This window comes from Buttiauxella cochleicola, from assembly GCF_021283185.1.
Lineage (GTDB): Bacteria > Pseudomonadota > Gammaproteobacteria > Enterobacterales > Enterobacteriaceae > Buttiauxella > Buttiauxella massiliensis.
Map to the genome: position 1 here is coordinate 152442 of NZ_JAJSOS010000006.1, position 19058 is coordinate 171499.

Annotated in this window: 17 protein-coding genes; 9 read left to right on the forward strand and 8 right to left on the reverse strand. The window is 52.1% G+C overall.

The annotated features are described in order from the left end of the window. Positions 1–37 precede the first annotated feature (37 nt). The 5 genes from LVQ76_RS11100 to xthA are packed head-to-tail and all read right to left on the reverse strand — an operon-like array spanning position 38 to position 4948. Positions 38–676 carry an ATP-binding cassette domain-containing protein gene (locus LVQ76_RS11100; protein ID WP_232921631.1) on the reverse strand — a complete coding sequence of 213 codons (639 nt, stop codon included), beginning with the start codon at positions 674–676 and terminating at the stop codon, positions 38–40. Then, the gene (locus tag LVQ76_RS11105) at positions 676–2256 is read right to left on the reverse strand and encodes an ABC transporter permease (RefSeq protein ID WP_232921632.1); all 1581 of its coding nucleotides are present in this window, start codon (positions 2254–2256) and stop codon (positions 676–678) included. Before LVQ76_RS11105 ends, LVQ76_RS11100 begins: the two co-directional genes overlap by 1 nt. Beyond that, on the reverse strand, positions 2253–3428 hold the full coding sequence (locus LVQ76_RS11110; RefSeq protein ID WP_232921633.1) for an ABC transporter substrate-binding protein: 1176 nt from the start codon (positions 3426–3428) through the stop codon (positions 2253–2255). Before LVQ76_RS11110 ends, LVQ76_RS11105 begins: the two co-directional genes overlap by 4 nt. Before the next feature lie 10 nt (positions 3429–3438). Then, on the reverse strand, positions 3439–4098 hold the full coding sequence (locus LVQ76_RS11115) for a TVP38/TMEM64 family protein (RefSeq protein WP_232903833.1): 660 nt from the start codon (positions 4096–4098) through the stop codon (positions 3439–3441). Between the two features lie 43 nt (positions 4099–4141). Next, on the reverse strand, positions 4142–4948 hold the full coding sequence (gene xthA, locus LVQ76_RS11120; protein ID WP_154153124.1) for an exodeoxyribonuclease III: 807 nt from the start codon (positions 4946–4948) through the stop codon (positions 4142–4144). Positions 4949–5382: 434 nt separating this feature from the next. Between xthA and astC the strand changes: the two genes are divergently transcribed. The 6 genes from astC to spy all read left to right on the forward strand — a co-directional run bounded on the left by astC (position 5383) and on the right by spy (position 12238). Next, the gene (gene astC / locus LVQ76_RS11125) at positions 5383–6603 is read left to right on the forward strand and encodes a succinylornithine/acetylornithine transaminase (protein WP_232921634.1); all 1221 of its coding nucleotides are present in this window, start codon (positions 5383–5385) and stop codon (positions 6601–6603) included. Further along, complete coding sequence (gene astA / locus LVQ76_RS11130) at positions 6600–7634, forward strand: arginine N-succinyltransferase (protein WP_151995458.1); 1035 nt, start codon at positions 6600–6602, stop codon at positions 7632–7634. Before astC ends, astA begins: the two co-directional genes overlap by 4 nt. After that, positions 7631–9103, forward strand: coding sequence for a succinylglutamate-semialdehyde dehydrogenase (astD, locus tag LVQ76_RS11135; protein ID WP_232921635.1), 1473 nt, complete (start codon positions 7631–7633; stop codon positions 9101–9103). Before astA ends, astD begins: the two co-directional genes overlap by 4 nt. A gap of 2 nt (positions 9104–9105) precedes the next feature. Beyond that, positions 9106–10434, forward strand: a complete 1329-nt coding sequence (gene astB / locus LVQ76_RS11140; protein ID WP_232921636.1) for an N-succinylarginine dihydrolase — start codon at positions 9106–9108, stop codon at positions 10432–10434. A 33-nt stretch (positions 10435–10467) separates the two neighbouring features. Beyond that, on the forward strand, positions 10468–11433 hold the full coding sequence (astE, locus tag LVQ76_RS11145; RefSeq protein WP_232921637.1) for a succinylglutamate desuccinylase: 966 nt from the start codon (positions 10468–10470) through the stop codon (positions 11431–11433). 322 nt (positions 11434–11755) lie between these two features. Further along, positions 11756–12238 carry an ATP-independent periplasmic protein-refolding chaperone Spy gene (gene spy, locus LVQ76_RS11150; protein ID WP_232903828.1) on the forward strand — a complete coding sequence of 161 codons (483 nt, stop codon included), beginning with the start codon at positions 11756–11758 and terminating at the stop codon, positions 12236–12238. A gap of 264 nt (positions 12239–12502) precedes the next feature. On the opposite strand, the gene hutG is transcribed toward spy, so the two are convergent. Next, positions 12503–13300: an N-formylglutamate deformylase gene (gene hutG / locus LVQ76_RS11155; protein WP_232921638.1), complete on the reverse strand. Its 798-nt coding sequence runs from the start codon at positions 13298–13300 to the stop codon at positions 12503–12505. Next, positions 13284–14513 carry an imidazolonepropionase gene (gene hutI, locus LVQ76_RS11160; protein WP_232921639.1) on the reverse strand — a complete coding sequence of 410 codons (1230 nt, stop codon included), beginning with the start codon at positions 14511–14513 and terminating at the stop codon, positions 13284–13286. Before hutI ends, hutG begins: the two co-directional genes overlap by 17 nt. 174 nt (positions 14514–14687) lie before the next feature. On the opposite strand from hutI, the gene LVQ76_RS11165 reads away from it, so the two are divergent. Both LVQ76_RS11165 and ves read left to right on the forward strand, forming a co-directional pair. Next, the gene (locus tag LVQ76_RS11165; protein WP_232921640.1) at positions 14688–16052 is read left to right on the forward strand and encodes a formimidoylglutamate deiminase; all 1365 of its coding nucleotides are present in this window, start codon (positions 14688–14690) and stop codon (positions 16050–16052) included. Beyond that, entirely contained in the window at positions 16052–16597 is a 546-nt protein-coding gene (gene ves / locus LVQ76_RS11170; protein WP_232865474.1) for an environmental stress-induced protein Ves, read from the forward strand. Before LVQ76_RS11165 ends, ves begins: the two co-directional genes overlap by 1 nt. On the opposite strand, the gene hutC is transcribed toward ves, so the two are convergent. Next, positions 16598–17350 (reverse strand): histidine utilization transcriptional repressor HutC, encoded by a 753-nt coding sequence (gene hutC, locus LVQ76_RS11175; protein WP_232865473.1) that lies wholly within the window; start codon positions 17348–17350, stop codon positions 16598–16600. A gap of 160 nt (positions 17351–17510) precedes the next feature. On the opposite strand from hutC, the gene hutH reads away from it, so the two are divergent. After that, positions 17511–19055 carry a histidine ammonia-lyase gene (gene hutH, locus LVQ76_RS11180; protein WP_232921641.1) on the forward strand — a complete coding sequence of 515 codons (1545 nt, stop codon included), beginning with the start codon at positions 17511–17513 and terminating at the stop codon, positions 19053–19055. The last annotated feature ends 3 nt before the right edge of the window (positions 19056–19058 follow it).

Below are 19058 nucleotides of genomic sequence, written 5' to 3' on the forward strand. Positions count from 1 at the left end.
CTATTCCTTGCGATAACGCATAATTATGTATGACAAATTAATAGCCGGAATCATTGACCGTAATAATATGCCCGCCCGTGGGAATATCTTGCGGATCGTGTGTTACCAGTACCACCGGAATGGCTTGTTGCTCAACCTGCTGCCAGACGAACTGACGGAACTGTTCGCGTAAGGTTTGATCCAATCGTGAAAACGGCTCATCGAGCAATAACGCTTCGGGTTTCGCCAGTAATGCCCGCAACACGCTAACGCGCGCGCGCTCACCACCGGAAAGTGTTGCAGGGTCGCGTCGAGAAAAATTGGTTAGCTGCGCATTTGCCAGCGCTTGTTCGACATAATACTGCCGCTGTTCGCGCCCTTTAATTATTGCGGGAAGGGCCATCGCCAGGTTTTGTCCAACATTCAAATGCGCAAACAGCAGGGCATCCTGAAAAAGAATGCCAATATTTCGCCGCGCGGTTGGGAGCGTATCGCGGCGTTGCTGATTCAGCCACAGCTCTCCTGTAACGCTAAATTCCACAGGCAGCGCGCCAATCATCCAACTCAGAAATGTCGATTTTCCTGCCCCGGAGGGGCCCATCAGCGTCAATACTTCACCGGGAGAGACCGTGAAGCTTATATTCTGAATCAACGAGCGGGTGGCATTAGAAATGGAACAATCCTGAACACGCAGCATTAGCGTAATCCTTGTCGATAATGGGTGAACAAACTGCTGAGCTGTCGCATCACAATAAACATGATTGCCGGAAGTAGCATTTGTAGTAACGCCTGAATGGCCTGCTGCTGCGGGTCGCCGCCGCTACTGAGTGCCACAGTTTCTGTTGTGACGGAGGTAAAGCGCCCGGCACCTGCGTACAGCGTCGGTAAATATTGCGCGACGCTCACCGAAAATCCGACAGCCAGTGCTGCCAGTAGGGGGCGGATAAGCAATGGCAGCTTAACCCAGCATAAAATCTTCCACGGTGACCAGCCAAATGTTTGCGCAGTAATCGCCAGGCGCGAGTCAAACTGTTGCCATGCGGGGCGTGCGACCAGAAGCATGTAGGGGACAACCCACAGCAAATGGCTCCAGATAACGCCCAGCCAACTACCGTCCTGCTCCATAACCAGCAATATCTGATATTGCCCAGCAACCAGCGGTAGAGCGGGTAAGAAAAGCGGTAGCGCAAGCCAGAGATCAAAGCGTGAACTTCCCCCTTCCAGCCACAGAACAACCACCAGTAAACCTATCAGGCTGCTTGCCAGCGCCAGCACTAACGTGGTGATTAAAGGAGACAGTTCAGCCGTTTGCCAGCCGGAAAGGGCGAAGGCATCGGGCAAGAGTGCCGGGTAAAACCAGCCGTCTGCAAATGACCACATCACCAGCATTGCTATCGCTGCAACGCCTGTGAGGGTCATGATAAAACCTGATCCTAATGCCAGAGGCTGAATGCTGAGTTGATGGCGCTTCCCGGAAAATTGTCCCAGGCAGCGGCGGCTGAACCGCCATATGGCGTAACCAACGGTAGTAAAAATTACCAGCATCACCACCAGCAGCATTGACGTCAACATGCCCATTGCCACACGTTGTGGATCGGCATCGTTAAGCCACTGCCAGGCCAGAACGGCGAGTGTTGGTGGATTGGATGGACCCAGAATGATTGCCACATCCACGACAGACAGGCTGTAGGCCACCACCGCTAACAACGCCCATTTCAGGCGCGGCAATAACTGCGCTACCAGCACCCGAATGCGGCTTTGCAATGGGCCATAGCCCAGGCTTTGTGCCACGGTAAGCTGTTGGGAAAGGGACCGCTGGTTGAGCTGCGTGCTGGTAATCCATAGCAGGAACCAGCACTCTTTCAGCGCCAGTAAGATACCCAGCCCAACACCATTTTCATCAAGATGAAACGACACGCCGCATAGACGCGCCAGCCAGCCATTATCGGAAAGCAGGAATAAAAAACCGCTGGCAAAAGCGACGTGTGGTAGCGCTAAAAGTAGCGGCAGTCGCGAGGTCAAACGTTGCCAGTGCGCGCCTGGCCATAAGCCGCAAAGCAGTACAAGGCAAAGAGTCAACGAGCCGATAACACTAATCATGGTCGAATATAGTGTCGCCTGCAGCGCATCTGGCCACTGGTTGTCGGCCCAAAGCTGACGCCAGATATCGGGCATCAACATTGGTTTTGCCATCATCACTAAGCCTGGTAGCAGCGGAGCAAAAACGCACCCCACTGCGAGCAAGGCTAATGTGCGTTGCAGCCAGCGGTTACTCACTTCGCTCCGTAGCGCTGTAACCACTCTTTTTCTAGCGCATCAACCCAGGCAGAATGAGGTTCAGCCAGATATGGCACCGCTTGCTGATGGACTGGTTTTTGCGCATCAAGCTGTTCATTTAATGGCGCAGGTAGCGTTGCGCTATCCAGAATGGTGGCATCACCCCAGATTGCTGGGGTGGCTTTGCGAATTTGCGCTTGTGGCGACATCAGGAAATTTGCCAGCACCTGAGCTCCTGCCTGGGCGCGGGCATTGGCTGGAATAGTCACAAAATGGACGTTGCCCAACATGCCTTTTTCAAAGCCAAAGGCTTGTGCTGTTTTCGGCAGTTGTTTGCGGTCGATAAGGTTATCGACGTGTGCGGGATTGAATGTCACAGAAAACAGCAACTCACCATCTGCCAGCATACGGTCCATGCGCGCGGGTGTTGGTGGGAAAGCTTTACCTTCGCGCCACAATAGAGGATGCAGTTTATCCAGGTACTCCCACAGTGGAGCAGTGACTTGCTTAAAGGTCGCGGGATCCGGCGGCAGGCGTAGCGCCTGTGTGTCGTGGGTCAGCACAATCAGTAACTGCTCGATAAATGCGGTACCGGTAAAATCGGGTGGGCGAGGATAGCTCAGTTTACCTGGGTTTTTTTCGGCGAATACCAGTAGTTCGGCTGCGCTACGCGGGAATTTCACATCAGGTTGTTCGTTGCCAATCAACATCAACTGTGCGCTGCCCCAGGGGGCTTCAGCACCGTCCGTAGGCTGGGAAAAATCTTCGCGCACCGGTTTCTTCTGGTCTACATAACGCCAGTTGGGTAATTCCCATGCCCAGCCTTCTTTCAACAATCCAGCTTGTTTCAATGTGCGGAAGTTTTCACCGTTGACCCACAGTAAATCAACCGAACCATTTTCTTTGCGTCCGGCGGTGGCTTCACTCTGAATGCGTTTTACCGCATCAGCGGCATCAGCCAGGCGCACCACTTTTACCGTCACGCCGTACTGCTGCTTCATTTCACTTGCTACCCAGTCGAGATAACTGTTTACCGCCGGGTCGCCACCCCAGGCGTTGAAGTAAACGGTCTGACCGTTCGCCTGCTCGCGCAGTGTGTTCCAGTTGGTGGATTGTGCAAAGGTTGTGAAGCTGAACGCAACAAGCGACAGCAAAAGCGTTAAAAGGCGCAAAGTGGGGTCCTTATGATTTTCGGAGCATGCGGACTAACCGGCGTGACGCCAGCGGCAGCAAACCCAACAAAATAAACATCACGATCATGCCGGGTGAAAGAATATCGCTAAGGGTACGCAACTGGCTCAGTTGGCGCCCCGCGTTGAGATAAACCACGATCGCCGGCAGCATCCCGACAAGGCTAACGGCAAAATAGCGCAGCGTTTTGATTGGCGTCAGGCCCATCAACAAATTTATCAGAAAGAACGGGAAAACAGGCGTTAGTCGTAGCGCAAAAAGATAGTACAACCCTTCGCGCTCCATGCCGCGGTTAATCGACGACATCGGCGCAGCAAAACGAAGCTGTACCCAGTCACGTAACAAATAGCGGCTGATGAGCATTGCGAGTGTTGCACCACAGGTTGCAGCCAGCGCCACCAGCACGGTTCCCTGAATCAAACCAAATTGCGAACCTGCCAGCAGCGTTAATAGTGTGGCACCGGGAATCGAAAGGGTGGTGACCACAACATAAATTACAAAAAATGCCATTGCCGTTTGCAGCGGATGCAGCTGATGCCAGGTAGAGAATTGTGCCTGGTAATGTTGCAGTGCCGCCAGGCTACCCGGCGGCAGGAAGATAATTAGCAGGATAAAAACAACCACCAGAGCGGCAAAAAGTAACTTACGCATTGGGCAAGAAACCGTAGCGCCAGGTGATGTTCATACAACGTCCTTACAGTTTAAATTCAGCCCACACTGGTGCATGGTCAGAAGGTTTTTCCATACTACGAATATCGTAATCAATGCCGGTCGCGATACAACGTTCGGCAAGCGGTTGGCTTGCCAGAAGCAGATCGATACGCAGACCGCGGTTGTCATCAAAGCCTTTTGAACGGTAATCAAACCATGAAAACTTGTCGTTAGTTTCCGGATTAGCGTGGCGGAACGTATCAACCAGGCCCCAGCTTTTCAGGCGATCCATCCATTCACGTTCTTCTGGCAGGAAGGAGCATTTACCGGTACGTAACCAACGCTTGCGGTTTTCTTCGCCAATACCGATATCCAGATCGGTTGGGCTGATATTGACATCACCCATAATCAGCACCGGGTTGTCTTTATTCAGTTCGCTGTCGAGGAAGTTTTGCAGGTCCTGGTAGAACTTTGCTTTGGCCGGGAATTTGGTCGGGTGGTCGCGGCTTTCGCCCTGCGGGAAGTAACCGTTAATCACCGTCAGGTTGCCTAATGGCGTTGGAAGCTCCGCCATAATGATACGGCGTTGTGCCTCTTCATCATCACCCGGGAAGCCACGACGAACCGAAATCGGCGTCTCTTTAGTTAATAACGCCACACCGTAATGGCCTTTCTGACCATGATAAAAGACGTTGTAGCCCAGTTTTGCGACATCTTCGAGCGGGAACATATCGTCGTGGACTTTCGTTTCCTGCAAACCGATAACATCAGGCTGATGTTGTTCCACAATGGCTTGAAGTTGATGTGGGCGGGCGCGCAGGCCGTTGATATTAAAAGAGACGAATTTCATAAGTCGCTGCCGTGGTTGCTTAACAATGTTGCAGGATGGTAGCAGAAAAAGCGGGGAAGTGAGACTGATGGCCAATTTTTTCCCTGGGCGAATTTGAACTGAGCAAAATCTGCACCAAAATACGCCACGCCGCCCCGTTTTGGGGCGTAAACAACGTGCAAACCCCATCATCGATCACAAATCCAGTATTATATTTTCCCACTGCATAATCTTTCTTGTTTTTATCTGGCGATCCAAGCGGCACCGTAAAACTATGCACTATATATTCACTTTATGTGAATAGCCATGGTGCGTAAGCTATTGATTTAACAATCCAGCCTCTCTGCTATTCATTTATATCGCTGGCTGGCACGAAGCGTGCAATCTACATTTACAGCGCAAACACCCAATTAATTAACATATAAATAACTTTTTATTTACCGGAAGAGGTCGCTATGTCGCAGTCAATTACCCGCCAGAATTTCGACGAATGGATGATGCCCGTTTATGCCCCAGCTTCTTTTATTCCGGTACGTGGTGAAGGGTCGACGTTGTGGGATCAGCAAGGCAAAGATTATATCGACTTTGCGGGTGGGATTGCGGTGAACGCTCTGGGTCACGCTAACCCGGAACTGCGCAAAGCGCTGGAAGAACAAGCATCAAAATTCTGGCATACCGGCAACGGCTACACCAACGAGCCGATTCTGCGCCTGGCAAAACAGCTGATTGATGCCACTTTTGCCGACAAAGTGTTCTTCTGTAACTCAGGGGCGGAAGCTAACGAAGCGGCATTAAAACTGGCGCGTAAATATGCGCACGATAATTTTGGCCCACAGAAAAGCGGCATCGTTGCTTTCAAAAATGCTTTCCATGGCCGCACGCTGTTTACGGTTTCGGCGGGTGGACAGCCTGCTTACTCACAAGACTTTGCGCCATTGCCGCCGCAAATCAGCCACGCCATTTATAACGTCCTGCAATCTGCCAGTGAACTGATTAACGAAAATACCTGCGCGGTGATTGTGGAGCCAATTCAGGGTGAAGGCGGTGTGGTACCTGCGGATCCAACGTTCCTGCAAGGTTTGCGCGAACTGTGTGACCGCCACAACGCGGTGCTGATTTTTGATGAAGTGCAAACAGGTGTTGGCCGTACGGGTGAGCTGTACGCTTATATGCATTACGGCATCACCCCGGATGTGCTTTCTACGGCTAAAGCATTGGGCGGTGGCTTCCCGATTGGCGCGATGCTGACCACCGATAAATTCTCCAAAGTGATGGTAGTAGGCACGCACGGCACAACTTATGGCGGCAACCCGCTGGCAGGTGCTGTGGCAGGCCGGGTAATGGAAATCATTAATACACCTGAAGTACTCAACGGTGTTAAACAGCGTCACGCCTGGTTTGTTGAGCGTTTAAACAAGATAAACCAGAAACATCAGCTATTTAGTGAAGTGCGCGGTCTGGGGCTGTTAATTGGCTGCGTGCTGCAACCGGAATACAGCGGAAAGGCTAAACTTATCTTACAGGCCGCCGCCGTCGAAGGCTTGATGATGCTTATCGCCGGGGCGAACGTCATACGTTTTGCACCAGCGTTGATAGTCAGCGAAGCTGAAGTGCAAAAAGGGCTGGATCGTTTTGAGCGCGCCTGTGAACGCTTTATTGCGGGAGAGCAATCATGATGATTATCCGTCCGGTTGAGCGCGGTGATTTATCCGGGCTGCTGGAGATGGCGGGTAAAACAGGCGGCGGCTTGACTTCACTGCCTGCGGATGAAAAAACGCTGTCTGAACGTATCGAACGCTCAATGAATACCTGGCAGGGTGGCCTGCCAGAAGGCGACCAGGGCTATGTTTTCGTGTTGGAAGATACCGCCATCGAACGCGTGGTGGGGATTTGCGCCATCGAAGTGGCGGTTGGGTTAAACGACCCCTGGTACAACTACCACGTGGGTACCCATGTTCATGCTTCCAAAGAGCTGAATATTTACAATGCATTACCAACGCTGTTTCTCAGCCACGATCACACCGGCAGCAGCGAGCTTTGCACGCTATTCCTCGACGCTGACTGGCGTAAAGAGGGCAATGGCTACCTGCTATCCAAATCACGCTTTCTGTTTATGGCAGCGTTTCGCGATCGCTTTAACGAAAAAGTGGTGGCCGAGATGCGTGGCGTGATTGACGAACATGGTCATTCACCGTTTTGGGAAAGCCTGGGCAATCGTTTCTTCTCTATGGAATTTAGCCGTGCCGATTACTTGTGTGGCACCGGGCAAAAAGCGTTTATCGCCGAATTAATGCCTAAACACCCGATTTACACCGATTTCCTCTCGCCTGAAGCGCAGGCAGTGATAGGCAAAGTCCACCCGCAAACTGCGCCTGCACGGGCGGTGCTGGAAGCCGAAGGTTTCCGTTATCGCAATTACGTGGATATTTTTGACGGTGGCCCAACACTTGAGTGCGATATCGACCGCGTAAGGGCGATTCGCAAAAGCCGTCTGGTTGAAATTGCTATTGGCCAACCTGCAACCGAAGAGCTGCCGATGTGTCTGGTAGCCAATGAAAAATATAACGATTTCCGCGCCATGCTGATTAAGGCAAATCCAAAAGGTGACCGGCTTGTGATTGATGCCGTTACCGCAGATGCCCTGAAATGTAGTGCTGGCGATAAAGTACGTCTGGTGCGTTTGTGCCCCGAGGAGAAAAAAGTATGACTCAGTGGATTAATGGACAATGGCTTTCCGGGCAAGGCGAATCATTACAAAAACATAACCCGGTAAACGGTGATTTGCTGTGGGAAGGGGTTGCGGCTAACGCATTGCAGGTAGAACAGGCGTGCATTGCTGCGCGTAGCGCATTCCCGGCATGGGCAAAACGCCCGTTTGCCGAGCGCCAGGCTATCGTCGAAAAGTTTGCAAGCCTGCTTGAAGCCAACAAAGAAGCCCTGACCGTGACTATTTCCCAGGAAACTGGCAAGCCGCGCTGGGAAGCGGCGACTGAAATTACCGCGATGGTGAATAAAATATCCATCTCGATTAAGGCTTACCACACGCGCACCGGCGAAACGCACACTCCGATGCCAGATGGTGCAGCGACATTGCGCCACCGTCCACACGGTGTTCTGGCGGTCTTTGGCCCGTACAACTTCCCCGGCCATTTGCCGAACGGCCATATCGTGCCGGGCCTGCTGGCAGGCAATACCATCGTATTTAAACCTAGCGAACTGACGCCGCTGATTGGTGAGCAAGTGATGAAGCTGTGGCAGCAGGCGGGTGTGCCGGATGGCGTGCTGAACCTGGTGCAGGGCGGGCGCGAAACCGGACAGGCACTGGCGCAGCAATCGACGCTGGATGGCCTGTTATTTACCGGCAGCGCCAATACCGGCTACCAACTTCATCGCCAGTTTGCCGGGCAGCCAGAAAAAATTCTCGCCCTCGAAATGGGTGGCAACAACCCGCTGATCGTTGAAGATCCACAAGATATCGACGGTGCAGTTCACCTGGTCATTCAGTCGGCGTTTGTTACCGCCGGGCAACGCTGCACTTGTGCGCGTCGTTTGCTGGTAAAACAGGGTGCTCAGGGCGATGCATTCTTACAACGTCTGGTAGAAGTAGCGGGGCGTATTCGCCCGGACGCGTGGGATGCCACACCGCAGCCGTTTATTGGCGGGCTGATTTCGGTGCAGGCTGCCGAGCGCGTGCTGACCGGCTGGCAGGAACATATCGCGCGTGGCGGCAAATCACTGCTCGAGCCGAAACTGGTAAAAGCAGGCACATCGCTGCTCACCCCAGGAATTGTTGAATTAACCGGCGTGGCGAATGTGCCAGACGAAGAAGTGTTTGGGCCGTTACTTACTGTATACCGTTATGCCGATTTCGATGATGCTATCGCGATGGCAAATGACACACGTTATGGGCTGGCAAGCGGCCTGATTTCCCCGCATCGCGAGCAGTTTGACCAGTTGTTACTCGAAGCTCGCGCGGGGATTGTTAACTGGAATAAACCATTAACGGGCGCGTCGAGTGCGGCACCGTTCGGCGGCGTGGGCGCATCTGGCAACCACCGCGCCAGCGCCTGGTACGCGGCTGATTACTGCGCATGGCCGATGGCGACGCTGGAAAGCCCGTCCTTCCCGCTGCCTGCCACCCTGAGCCCGGGACTTGATTTTAGCGGTAAGGAATAATCATGAAAGCGCGTGAAGTTAATTTTGATGGACTGGTGGGCCTGACCCACCATTACGCCGGGCTTTCTTTCGGGAATGAAGCATCAACCAGGCATCAGTTCCGGGTTTCCAACCCGAAGCTTGCCGCGAAGCAAGGTTTGCTGAAGATGAAAGCGCTGGCGGATGCCGGGTTTGCACAAGGGGTTATCCCTCCTCAAGAGCGACCTAATATTCCGCTGTTGCGCCAGTTGGGTTTTAGCGGCAGCGATGAACAGATTGTTGAACGCGTAGCAAAACAAACGCCACAATTGCTGTCGGCGGTGAGTTCGGCTTCCTCAATGTGGGTAGCAAATGCCGCGACAGTCAGCCCATCAGCAGATAGCCTCGATGGCAAAGTCCACTTCACCGTGGCGAACCTGAACAACAAGTTCCACCGTGCCAGTGAAGCGCCGACCACAGAAAACGTGTTACGGGCTATCTTCCGAAATGAACAGTATTTTTCTGTTCACGGTGCACTTCCACAGGTGGCGATGTTTGGTGACGAAGGGGCGGCAAACCATAACCGCCTCGGTGGTGCGTATGGCGAGCCATCGACACAGCTTTTTGTCTATGGCCGCGAAGAGGCAAAAGCTGGGCTGGTTCCTGCACGCTACCCGGCTCGCCAGACGCTCGAAGCAAGTCAGGCTGTCGTCCGGCTCAACCAGGTTAACCCGGACTTAGTGGTTTACGCGCAACAAAACCCGACGGTTATCGATCAGGGCGTGTTCCATAACGACGTAATTGCGGTGTCGAACCGCCAGGTATTGTTCTGCCACGAACAGGCATTTCTTCATCAACATGCGTTATACGAGCAGTTGCGTGTTAAAGTGCCCGGATTCACGCCTATTGAAGTTCCCGCAAATAAAGTTTCAGTGGCCGATGCGGTCGCAACCTATCTGTTTAACAGCCAGTTATTAAGCCGTGACGATGGCCGCATGACGCTGATTTTGCCAGAAGAGTCCCGGCAGCATGCAGGCGTCTGGCATTATCTCAACGAAGTGCTGGCAGCCGATAACCCAATCAGCGAACTCAAAGTGTTTGACCTGCGCGAAAGCATGGCAAATGGCGGCGGCCCGGCATGTTTACGCCTGCGAGTTGTACTGAACGAAGCGGAACAAAAAGCGTTAAACCCAGCGGTGATGATGAACGAAACGTTGTTTGTCACGCTCAATAACTGGGTGGACCGTTGGTATCGTGACCAACTGACTCAGGCTGATTTAGCTGACCCACAGTTGTTGCGAGAAGGGCGCGAAGCACTCGATGAACTAACCCGTATACTAGACTTAGGTTCTGTTTATCCATTTCAACATTAAGAGCCTGCCTGGCAGGCTCTAACAGGAGGCACAATGTTGGATTTTTTGGCGCAAACCCTGACGGGTAAAGTGCCAACTCCGAGCGCCGGAGAAAATGCCCATCTGCATTGGCAGTGGTGGGATGAAGGTATTTTGACACTGGCCCCACATCAGGCGACGCAAAAGACACTGGTGTTGTCGGCAGGAGTCCACGGAAACGAGACTGCGCCGGTAGAAATACTTGCACAGTTGGTGGACAGCCTGGTGTCCGGTGAAATAGCGTTGCAATGGCGGTTGCTGGTTATTCTGGGCAATCCTGCGGCACTGCGCAGCAATCAGCGCTATCAGCACAGCGATATGAATCGTATGTTTAGCGGTGGTTGGCAGCAATTCCCTGAAAGCATTGAAACACAACGTGCCTGCCGACTTGAGCATGCGTTGGATCTGTTTTTGGCCGAATGTGAAGAGACCATCTGCTGGCATCTGGATATGCATACTGCCATTCGCAGCTCTTATCACCCGCGTTTCGGCGTCTTGCCTTCGCGTCCATTGCCATATGATGAGGAATTTCTCTCCTGGCTGGGCTGTGCGGGATTACAGGCGCTGGTGTTTCATCAGGAACCTGGTGGCACTTTTACCCATTTCAGCAGCGAACATTTCAATGCGCTCAGTTGCACGCTCGAGTTGGGCAAAGCACAGCCTTTTGGCGAAAACGATCTCAGCCAGTTTGAGGTGACAAAACAGGCATTGCAGGCATTGCTAAGCGGCGAGGCGCCAGAGCCCATTGAAGGTAAACCGTTACGCTATAAAGTGGCGCAGCAAATTACGCGACACAGTGATGCCTTTGTGTTGCATATGTCAGCGCAAACACAGAACTTCACCGCATTCCCGAAAGGCACATTGCTGGCCGAAGATGGCGACACGCAATATGTGGTGAAAGAAGATGTCGAGTTTGTTTTATTCCCTAATCCTAATGTTGCGCTGGGATTACGTGCAGGATTAATGCTGCGCGAAATTTAATATGTATTGGCCTCAGTAGTGGGGCCAATAAATAATCAACGGGCAAACAACAATATACAGATAAATCTTAGTTGGCGGCTTTATCCATTCTGCGTATTGCTATACACTCTCTTCATAATTCTTTTAAAATCATTGCTTTGTTGTATTCTGTTTCAATTCCCCTTTGTTTATCCTTATTCTCTTCATAATTGCTGCAATTTTGTTTTTTACCCTTTCAATGCTTTACCGACGGGGACTATTACTTGACGCACAACCCCGTAAACTTAATTTCGTCAACGCGGCAAACCTTGTCGTAATAGAAATCAGAATAGGAATAAACAATATGCGTAAATTAACAGCTCTCTTTGTTGCTTCAACTCTGGCTCTCGGCGCGGCGAACCTGGCTCATGCGGCTGATACCACTACCGCTGCAAAAACTGATGCAACCATGACGCACCATAAAGGTATGCGTGGCGGTCACCACGATATGATGTTTAAGGATTTAAACCTGACTGACGCGCAGAAACAACAAGTGCGCGACATCATGAAAGAGCAGCGCGGTAAAATGGAGCGACCTTCATTAGAAGAGCGCCGTGCGGCACACAGCATTATTGCCAGCGACAGCTTCGATAAAGCTAAAGCGCAGGCTCAGGTAGATAAAATGGCTGAGCAGAATAAAGCTCGCATGATGGCTCATATGGAAACACAGAATAAGATCTACAACATTCTGACGCCGGAACAGAAAAAACAATTTAATGCCAATTTTGAGAAGCGTCTGACAGAACGTCCGCAACATGAAGGTAAAATGCCTGCTGATCAGGAATAACTGATCGACTGACTTAAGACCGCCGGTTTTGTCCATAATAGCGTTATTGCTGTGGACAGAACCGGCGGTTTTCTTTTTACCCTTCATACTTCAAGCTGCAGGTGTGTTGGCTGCACTCGCAAACCCCAGTCACTTACTTTTGTAAGCTCCTGGGGACTTGCTCACTTGCCGCCTTCCTGCAACTCGAATTATTTAGGGTAAATTTTTGATGTTCAGGTTTTGTAGGGTGGATAAGCCGCAGGCGTCATCCACCAGTTTTTCAGATCAGGCTATCTGCTGCGCGCTGTTCAACATTGAACGGATAAGCAACTCAAGCAGCGGTTGTAACTGCGCGGCCCGCTCTTCCCGCCATGCGAACGGCGGTTGCTCATCCATATAATTACATTGGGCTAGCTCTAACTGCACCGCGTGGATCCCCTGTGATGGTTGCCCATAAGCACGCGTGATATACCCGCCTTTAAAGCGCCCGTTCGCCACCCAGCTAAATTGCTTTTGCGATGCCGCACAAGCCACCAGATGCTCTTCTATCAACTCATCACAGCTTTTACCGCCGTTAGTACCGAAATTAAGATCCGGAAGCTTACCTTCAAACAAACGCGGAATATGGCTGGCGATAGAATGCGCGTCGAACAACAGCGCGTATCCATGCTCCGCTTTCATTCTCTCCAGCTCACTTTGTAACTGCTGGTGGTAAGGCTGCCAAATTGTCTCAAGTGCGGCTTTGCGTTGTTCCGGACTCGGTTCTTTGCCCGGAATAAACACCGGAGTGCCATCAAATAGCGTTTCAGGATACAGACCGGTTGTGGCAGTGGTGTAGAGCGGTTTATCGTCCGCCGGTCGGTTGAGGTCGATAACCATACGCGAATAATTACCGGTAATAACGCTTGCACCCAATGCGTGAACAAAATCATAAAGCTTCGGGATATGCCAGTCGGTATCAGGCAATGGTTTTGCTGCATCGCTTAGGGCCGACTCAACTTCTGGTGTGAGTGCGGTGCCTGCGTGTGGAATGCTGATAAGGATGGGCAGTTTCCCACGACTGAAATTAAAAGGTGCTGTCACGTTTCTCTCCCTGATAAATAACGGTGCAGGGCAGTTGCCCCCCTAACCAATAGACCAGTTCTGCGGGACGTGCCACGGGCCAGTGCACAAAGTTAGCAACTTTTCCGCACTCAAGGCTGCCGTGGCTTTCACGGATACCCAATGCCTGCGCGGCATGCAGCGTGACACCTGCCAGCGCTTCTTCAGGGGTTAAACCAAACAGAGTACAGGCCATATTGAGCATTAAACGCAATGATAATGCAGGCGAGGTGCCTGGGTTGGCATCACTTGCGACCGCCATCGGCACACCATGTTTGCGGAATGCAGCAACCGGCGGTTGTTGCTTTTCACGTAACAGATAAAACGCGCCAGGCAGCAATACGGCAACGGTATTGGCTTCAGCCATTGCTTGCGCGTCAGCATCGGTTGCGTATTCAAGATGGTCGGCAGATAACGCCTGAAAACGAGCGGCAAGAGTGCTGCCAGCGAGTGCTGAAAGCTGCTCGGCATGGAGTTTTACAGGCATTCCCAGAGTGCGGGCGGCGGTAAAAACTTTCTCGGTTTGCGCCGGGCTAAAAGCCAGATGCTCACAGAATGCGTCTACGGCATCAGCCAGTTTTTCTTGTGCTACACGCGGGAGTAATTGTTCGCAAACCACTTCGACCCATCTGTCGCTATCACCGCTAAATTCAGGAGGAACGGCGTGAGCCGCAAGGCAGGTGGCGTAAACTTCAACCGGTAAGGTTTCGCCCAGTCGGCGGATAACGCGCAGCATTTTGATTTCATTGTCGATATCCAGCCCGTATCCCGACTTAATTTCGACAGTCGTCACGCCTTCTTGCAGAAGATGTTGCAGACGCTTGCGGGCAGAATGCAGCAACTCATCTTCATCGGCTTCGCGCGTACTGCGAACGGTGGAAATAATGCCACCACCACGTGCGGCAATTTCTGCGTAACTCATGCCAGTTAACCGCATTTCAAATTCCGCACTGCGATCGCCACCAAACACCAAATGAGTGTGGCAATCAATAAAGCCCGGAGTAATTATCCCGCCATCAAAGTGGTGATGTGCTTGCGCTGTAATGTCGGGCAGATCAGCACGAGCGCCCAGCCAAACGATTTTCCCCTGATGCACTGCGATAACGCCATCTTCAATCAACTGGTATTGCCCATCCACCATGGTGACAAGCGTTGCACCGCTCCACAGGCTGTCGATGCTGCGAGGGTAAGTCATGACATTCTCCACATCAGGTTGTATAGACAATTGACTACAAGCTAGCGCAGCATGTACTTTTCGGCAACTTCAGTCATGCGAATTATGACGGGGTTAAACAAGTTTAAAATTTGGTTTGCGTTAGTCTGATTTAATCGCTAAATCATTGGCATCGCAAAAGAAGGAATCAAATCCATGCCTGCATTTTTTGCTCCAGTTGTGATGCTCCCACAAGGTTGGGGGCACAATGTGCGTATTAGCGTCAACGAACAAGGAACGATTACTCACGTCGAAGTTGGTGCTTCAGGGGAAGATGCCACACTGCTACCGGGCATAGTGATTCCTTCTATCTCAAACTTGCACTCTCATGCGTTTCAGCGGGTGATGGCGGGGTTGACAGAAGTGGCAGGCAATCCGCAGGACAGTTTCTGGACGTGGCGCGACATGATGTATCGCATGGTGCAGAAACTATCTCCCGAACAAGTCGGTGCCATTGCCACTCATTTGTACATTGATATGCTCAAGGGTGGTTACACTCAGGTAGCTGAATTTCACTATTTACATCATGACGTTAACGGAAAACCGTATGCGTCAGGTGATTTGATGCTACAGCAACTGCTGCTTGCTGCCGATAACAGTGGGATAGGGCAAACGCTGTTGCCAGTGTTGTACAGCCACGCGGGTTTTGGCGCACAACCACCTGCTGCGGGGCAAAAAAGATTTATCCAGGATGTCGATCGTTATCTGCGCCAACAACAAGCGTTGGGCAATGCATTATGTCGTTATCCATTGATTAATCACGGTTTGTGTTTTCACTCATTACGCGCGGTGACACAGGAGCAGATGGAAGATGTTCTGGAAGCGAGTGATTACCGCTTGCCGGTTCATATCCATATTGCTGAGCAGGAAAAAGAAGTCGACGACTGCCTTGCCTGGAGCAATGAGCGCCCGGTGGAATGGCTCTATAACCGCTTTGCAGTGGACGACCGCTGGTGCCTGGTTCATGCCACGCACCTGTCGCCGGAAGAGTTAACCCAAATAGTTGAAAGCCGCACAGTGGCAGGTTTATGCCCAACAACCGAAGCAAATCTCGGCGATGGCATTTTCCCAGCGACCAATTTCATCGCCCAGGGCGGGCATTGGGGAGTGGGCTCTGACAGCCATGTGTCGGTTAGTGCGCTTGAAGAATTACGCTGGCTTGAGTACGCGCAGCGCCTACGTGATAAAAGGCGCAACCGCATTGTGTTGCCAGAATTGCCTCAGGTCGGCGAGGTTTTGTGGCGGCAGGCTGCAGTTGGCGGGGCACAAGCCTGCGGTGTGACGATGGGGATGATTGCTCCGGGGCAGCGTGCGGACTGGCTGGTACTCGAGCGTGACTCATGGCTTGCGCATGTTGAAGATTACGCGATTCTTAACCGCTGGTTGTTTGGTGGACGCTGCGAACAAATACGAGACGTGTGGGTTGCTGGAAAACAGGTGATAACCGACAGGCAGCACCCACTCGATGAACAAAGTAATGCACAGTTTGCGCAGGTGATGCGCACTCTTCAGGAGTGGTGATGGAATTCTTTGATATACGGAAAGTGCCCGTCAGCTTGTGGCGTAACGGGGCCGGAGAAACCCGCGAAATTTGCTGTTTTCCGCCCGCTACGCGCGATTTCAACTGGCGCGCCAGTATCGCGTCAATCGCCAGTAGCGGCGAGTTTTCAGCTTTCCCTCAGGTAGACCGTGTCATCACCTTGCTTGAAGGGGGGGAAGTGGTTCTGGATGCCGGAAAGGCGTTTCGTCATACCCTAAAGCACTTTCAGCCTTTTGCTTTTGCCGGTGATTACACGGTTAAAGCCGAGCTAAAGCAGGGTATGTCGATGGATTTCAACATCATGACGCATCGTGACCGTTGCCGCGCCAAAGTGCGTGTTGCTGACCGCACGTTTACGACCTTCGCTCCGCGTGGCGGCATTGTTTATGTGCTCAGCGGTGAGTGGCAACTGGGTGACAAACTACTGACGCCAGAGCAAGGTGCGTGGTGGCAAGAGGGCCGCCACACCTTGCGCTTACTGAAGTCGGAAGGAAAGCTACTGTTTAGCGAAATTACCTATCTCTGATCATTGCCCGGTAAAACTGCCGACCAATTGATAACGCGAGCCCGGATACAGCAGTCGGGCTACCGTCACCACCTGTGAATGGTGCCAGGTGCGGCGTTGAATCAATAAACAAGGCTGGTTGGCCGTCACTTCAAGCAATCCTTGCTGCGTTTCATCTGCCAGCACCGCTTCCACAATATGTTCACCCGAAGTTAGCGGTGCGACTTTGCTCAGATAATGGTGTGGCGTTACCAGGCGGAAATCTTGTTGTAGATAGTCTGGGGCAAGCGCCGGGTTCACATGGCGCGTTTCCAGCTGTACTGCCATATCGTTGTCGTAGTGAACCAACTGCGAATAAAATAGCGGCTCGCCAACGTTGACTGAAAAGGCATGTGCCAGCTTTTCATCTGCCTTAACTTGTTCAAGCGCTACCACCTGATTGCGGTAGTGATGACCTCGCGCGGTAATCTCTTCGGCAATGCTACCCACTTCAAGCATTGCAGTATGGCCTTTTTGCTCTGCCACAAAGGTTCCCACACCTTGCATTCGTACCAGCCAACCTTCGCCAGTGAGTTCTCGCAACGCCCGGTTGATAGTCATTCTGCTTACATTCAGCGCATTCACCAGTTCGGTTTCCGAAGGCACTCGCTGATGAGCGAGCCAGTTCCCACTGCGGATCTGGCTGATGATTCCTTGTTTTACCCGTAGGTAAATGGGCGCAGGTAAATCACTGATGGCGGCACGCAATTGATCCAGAGGTTGGATTTCAGACATCAACGGTTCCTTAAAAATTGCATTTTGCGGCGAAAGCGCGATCTCGCTCACTGTTCAATAAAAATTTCCTATGACCCGCTGGCGGTCATTTGGGTTTATTAGTTAGGTTGTCTATACAACTCTATACGTTCACATGAATTGATGCCATCAGGATGTCGCTATGTCGCTGCAAAAAAAGATTTGCTGTCTTACACCGGGGCACGTAACGCTCGCCACACTGCGTGAAATCTACCATGGAGTCGTGACTTTGAGCCTTGACTCCAGGGCCATTGATGCGGTCATTAAGTCCCAGCAAACCGTTGAGGCTATCGTCAATCATGGCGATGTGGTTTACGGCATTAATACGGGATTTGGCAAGCTGGCGCAAACCACCATTGCCAAAGAGCACCTGGCTGAATTGCAACGCAACCTGGTGCTTTCGCATAGCGTGGGTCTTGGGCAACCGTTGCCAGATGATGTGGTACGTCTGGTGATGGCGAGCAAAATTATTAGCCTCGCGCGTGGTCACTCTGGTGTGCGTATGGATGTTATCGACAGTTTATTGCGCCTGTTTAACGCAGGTGTGATGCCGGTTATCCCGGAGAAAGGTTCAGTTGGCGCATCGGGAGATTTAGCCCCGCTGGCGCATCTTTCGCTGATGTTGTTGGGTGAAGGTAATGTGCGTATCAATGGCGAAGAGCTTCCAGCTATCGCCGGGTTGAAAATTGCCGGAGTCGAGCCACTGGTGCTTGGGCCAAAAGAGGGGCTGGCGTTACTTAACGGTACGCAAGTTTCTACTGCACTGGCGTTGCGCGGCCTGTTTGAAGGCGAAAAAGTGTTTGGTGCTGGCCTTGTCGCCGGGGCGTTATCACTGGAAGCAATTAAAGGTTCAGTGAAACCTTTCGATGCGCGAATTCATGAAGCGCGCGGGCAGACCGGGCAAATCGACGTTGCGGCGGCAGTCAGAGCATTGCTTGCCGATAGTGAAATTGTTGACTCTCATCAGCATTGTGGGCGTGTACAAGATCCGTATTCCATCCGTTGCGTACCGCAAGTAATGGGAGCATGCCTCGATAACCTGCGCCATGCAGCACGCGTATTGCAAATTGAAGCTAACGCCGCGTCGGACAACCCACTGGTATTTAGCGAAACCGGAGAGGTGATTTCCGGAGGGAATTTCCATGCTGAACCTGTGGCATTCGCCGCCGATATTATTGCGCTGGCAGTTGCTGAAATTGGCGCGATTTCTGAACGTCGCCTGGCATTATTGCTGGATACCGGTCTTTCTGGCTTACCGCCATTCCTGGTAAAAGAGGGCGGAATTAACTCAGGCTTTATGATTGCCCAGGTGACAGCCGCAGCGCTGGCATCTGAAAACAAATCACTGGCTCACCCGGGAAGTGTGGACAGCCTGCCAACTTCAGCAAACCAGGAAGACCACGTTTCAATGGCGACTTATGCCGCGCGCCGCCTTGGGGAAATGTGTTTCAACACCGCCGCCGTAGTGGGGATTGAAGCGATGGCTGCAGCCCAGGGGATCGAGTTTTCCCGCCCATTACGCAGTTCGCCGATCATGGAACAGGTCTTTAGTGGCGTGCGTGAACGTGTTGCCTTCCTTGATAAAGACCGCTTACTGGCTCCGGATATCGAAAGCATGCGCCAGTGGGGCTGTAGTGGTGAATTACCTGCTGTTATTACACAACTTTTCCCTTCTACGTCGGCCTGATGC

Bases quoted from the DNA above. Each gene is read 5' to 3' on its own strand.
- LVQ76_RS11100 (WP_232921631.1), bottom strand. From the start codon at position 676: ATGCTGCGTGTTCAGGATTGTTCCATTTCTAATGCCACCCGCTCGTTG.
- LVQ76_RS11115 (WP_232903833.1), bottom strand. From the start codon at position 4,098: ATGCGTAAGTTACTTTTTGCCGCTCTGGTGGTTGTTTTTATCCTGCTA.
- xthA (WP_154153124.1), bottom strand. From the start codon at position 4,948: ATGAAATTCGTCTCTTTTAATATCAACGGCCTGCGCGCCCGCCCACAT.
- astC (WP_232921634.1), top strand. From the start codon at position 5,383: ATGTCGCAGTCAATTACCCGCCAGAATTTCGACGAATGGATGATGCCC.
- astA (WP_151995458.1), top strand. From the start codon at position 6,600: ATGATGATTATCCGTCCGGTTGAGCGCGGTGATTTATCCGGGCTGCTG.
- astD (WP_232921635.1), top strand. From the start codon at position 7,631: ATGACTCAGTGGATTAATGGACAATGGCTTTCCGGGCAAGGCGAATCA.
- astB (WP_232921636.1), top strand. From the start codon at position 9,106: ATGAAAGCGCGTGAAGTTAATTTTGATGGACTGGTGGGCCTGACCCAC.
- astE (WP_232921637.1), top strand. From the start codon at position 10,468: ATGTTGGATTTTTTGGCGCAAACCCTGACGGGTAAAGTGCCAACTCCG.
- spy (WP_232903828.1), top strand. From the start codon at position 11,756: ATGCGTAAATTAACAGCTCTCTTTGTTGCTTCAACTCTGGCTCTCGGC.
- hutI (WP_232921639.1), bottom strand. From the start codon at position 14,513: ATGACTTACCCTCGCAGCATCGACAGCCTGTGGAGCGGTGCAACGCTT.
- LVQ76_RS11165 (WP_232921640.1), top strand. From the start codon at position 14,688: ATGCCTGCATTTTTTGCTCCAGTTGTGATGCTCCCACAAGGTTGGGGG.
- ves (WP_232865474.1), top strand. From the start codon at position 16,052: ATGGAATTCTTTGATATACGGAAAGTGCCCGTCAGCTTGTGGCGTAAC.
- hutC (WP_232865473.1), bottom strand. From the start codon at position 17,350: ATGTCTGAAATCCAACCTCTGGATCAATTGCGTGCCGCCATCAGTGAT.
- hutH (WP_232921641.1), top strand. From the start codon at position 17,511: ATGTCGCTGCAAAAAAAGATTTGCTGTCTTACACCGGGGCACGTAACG.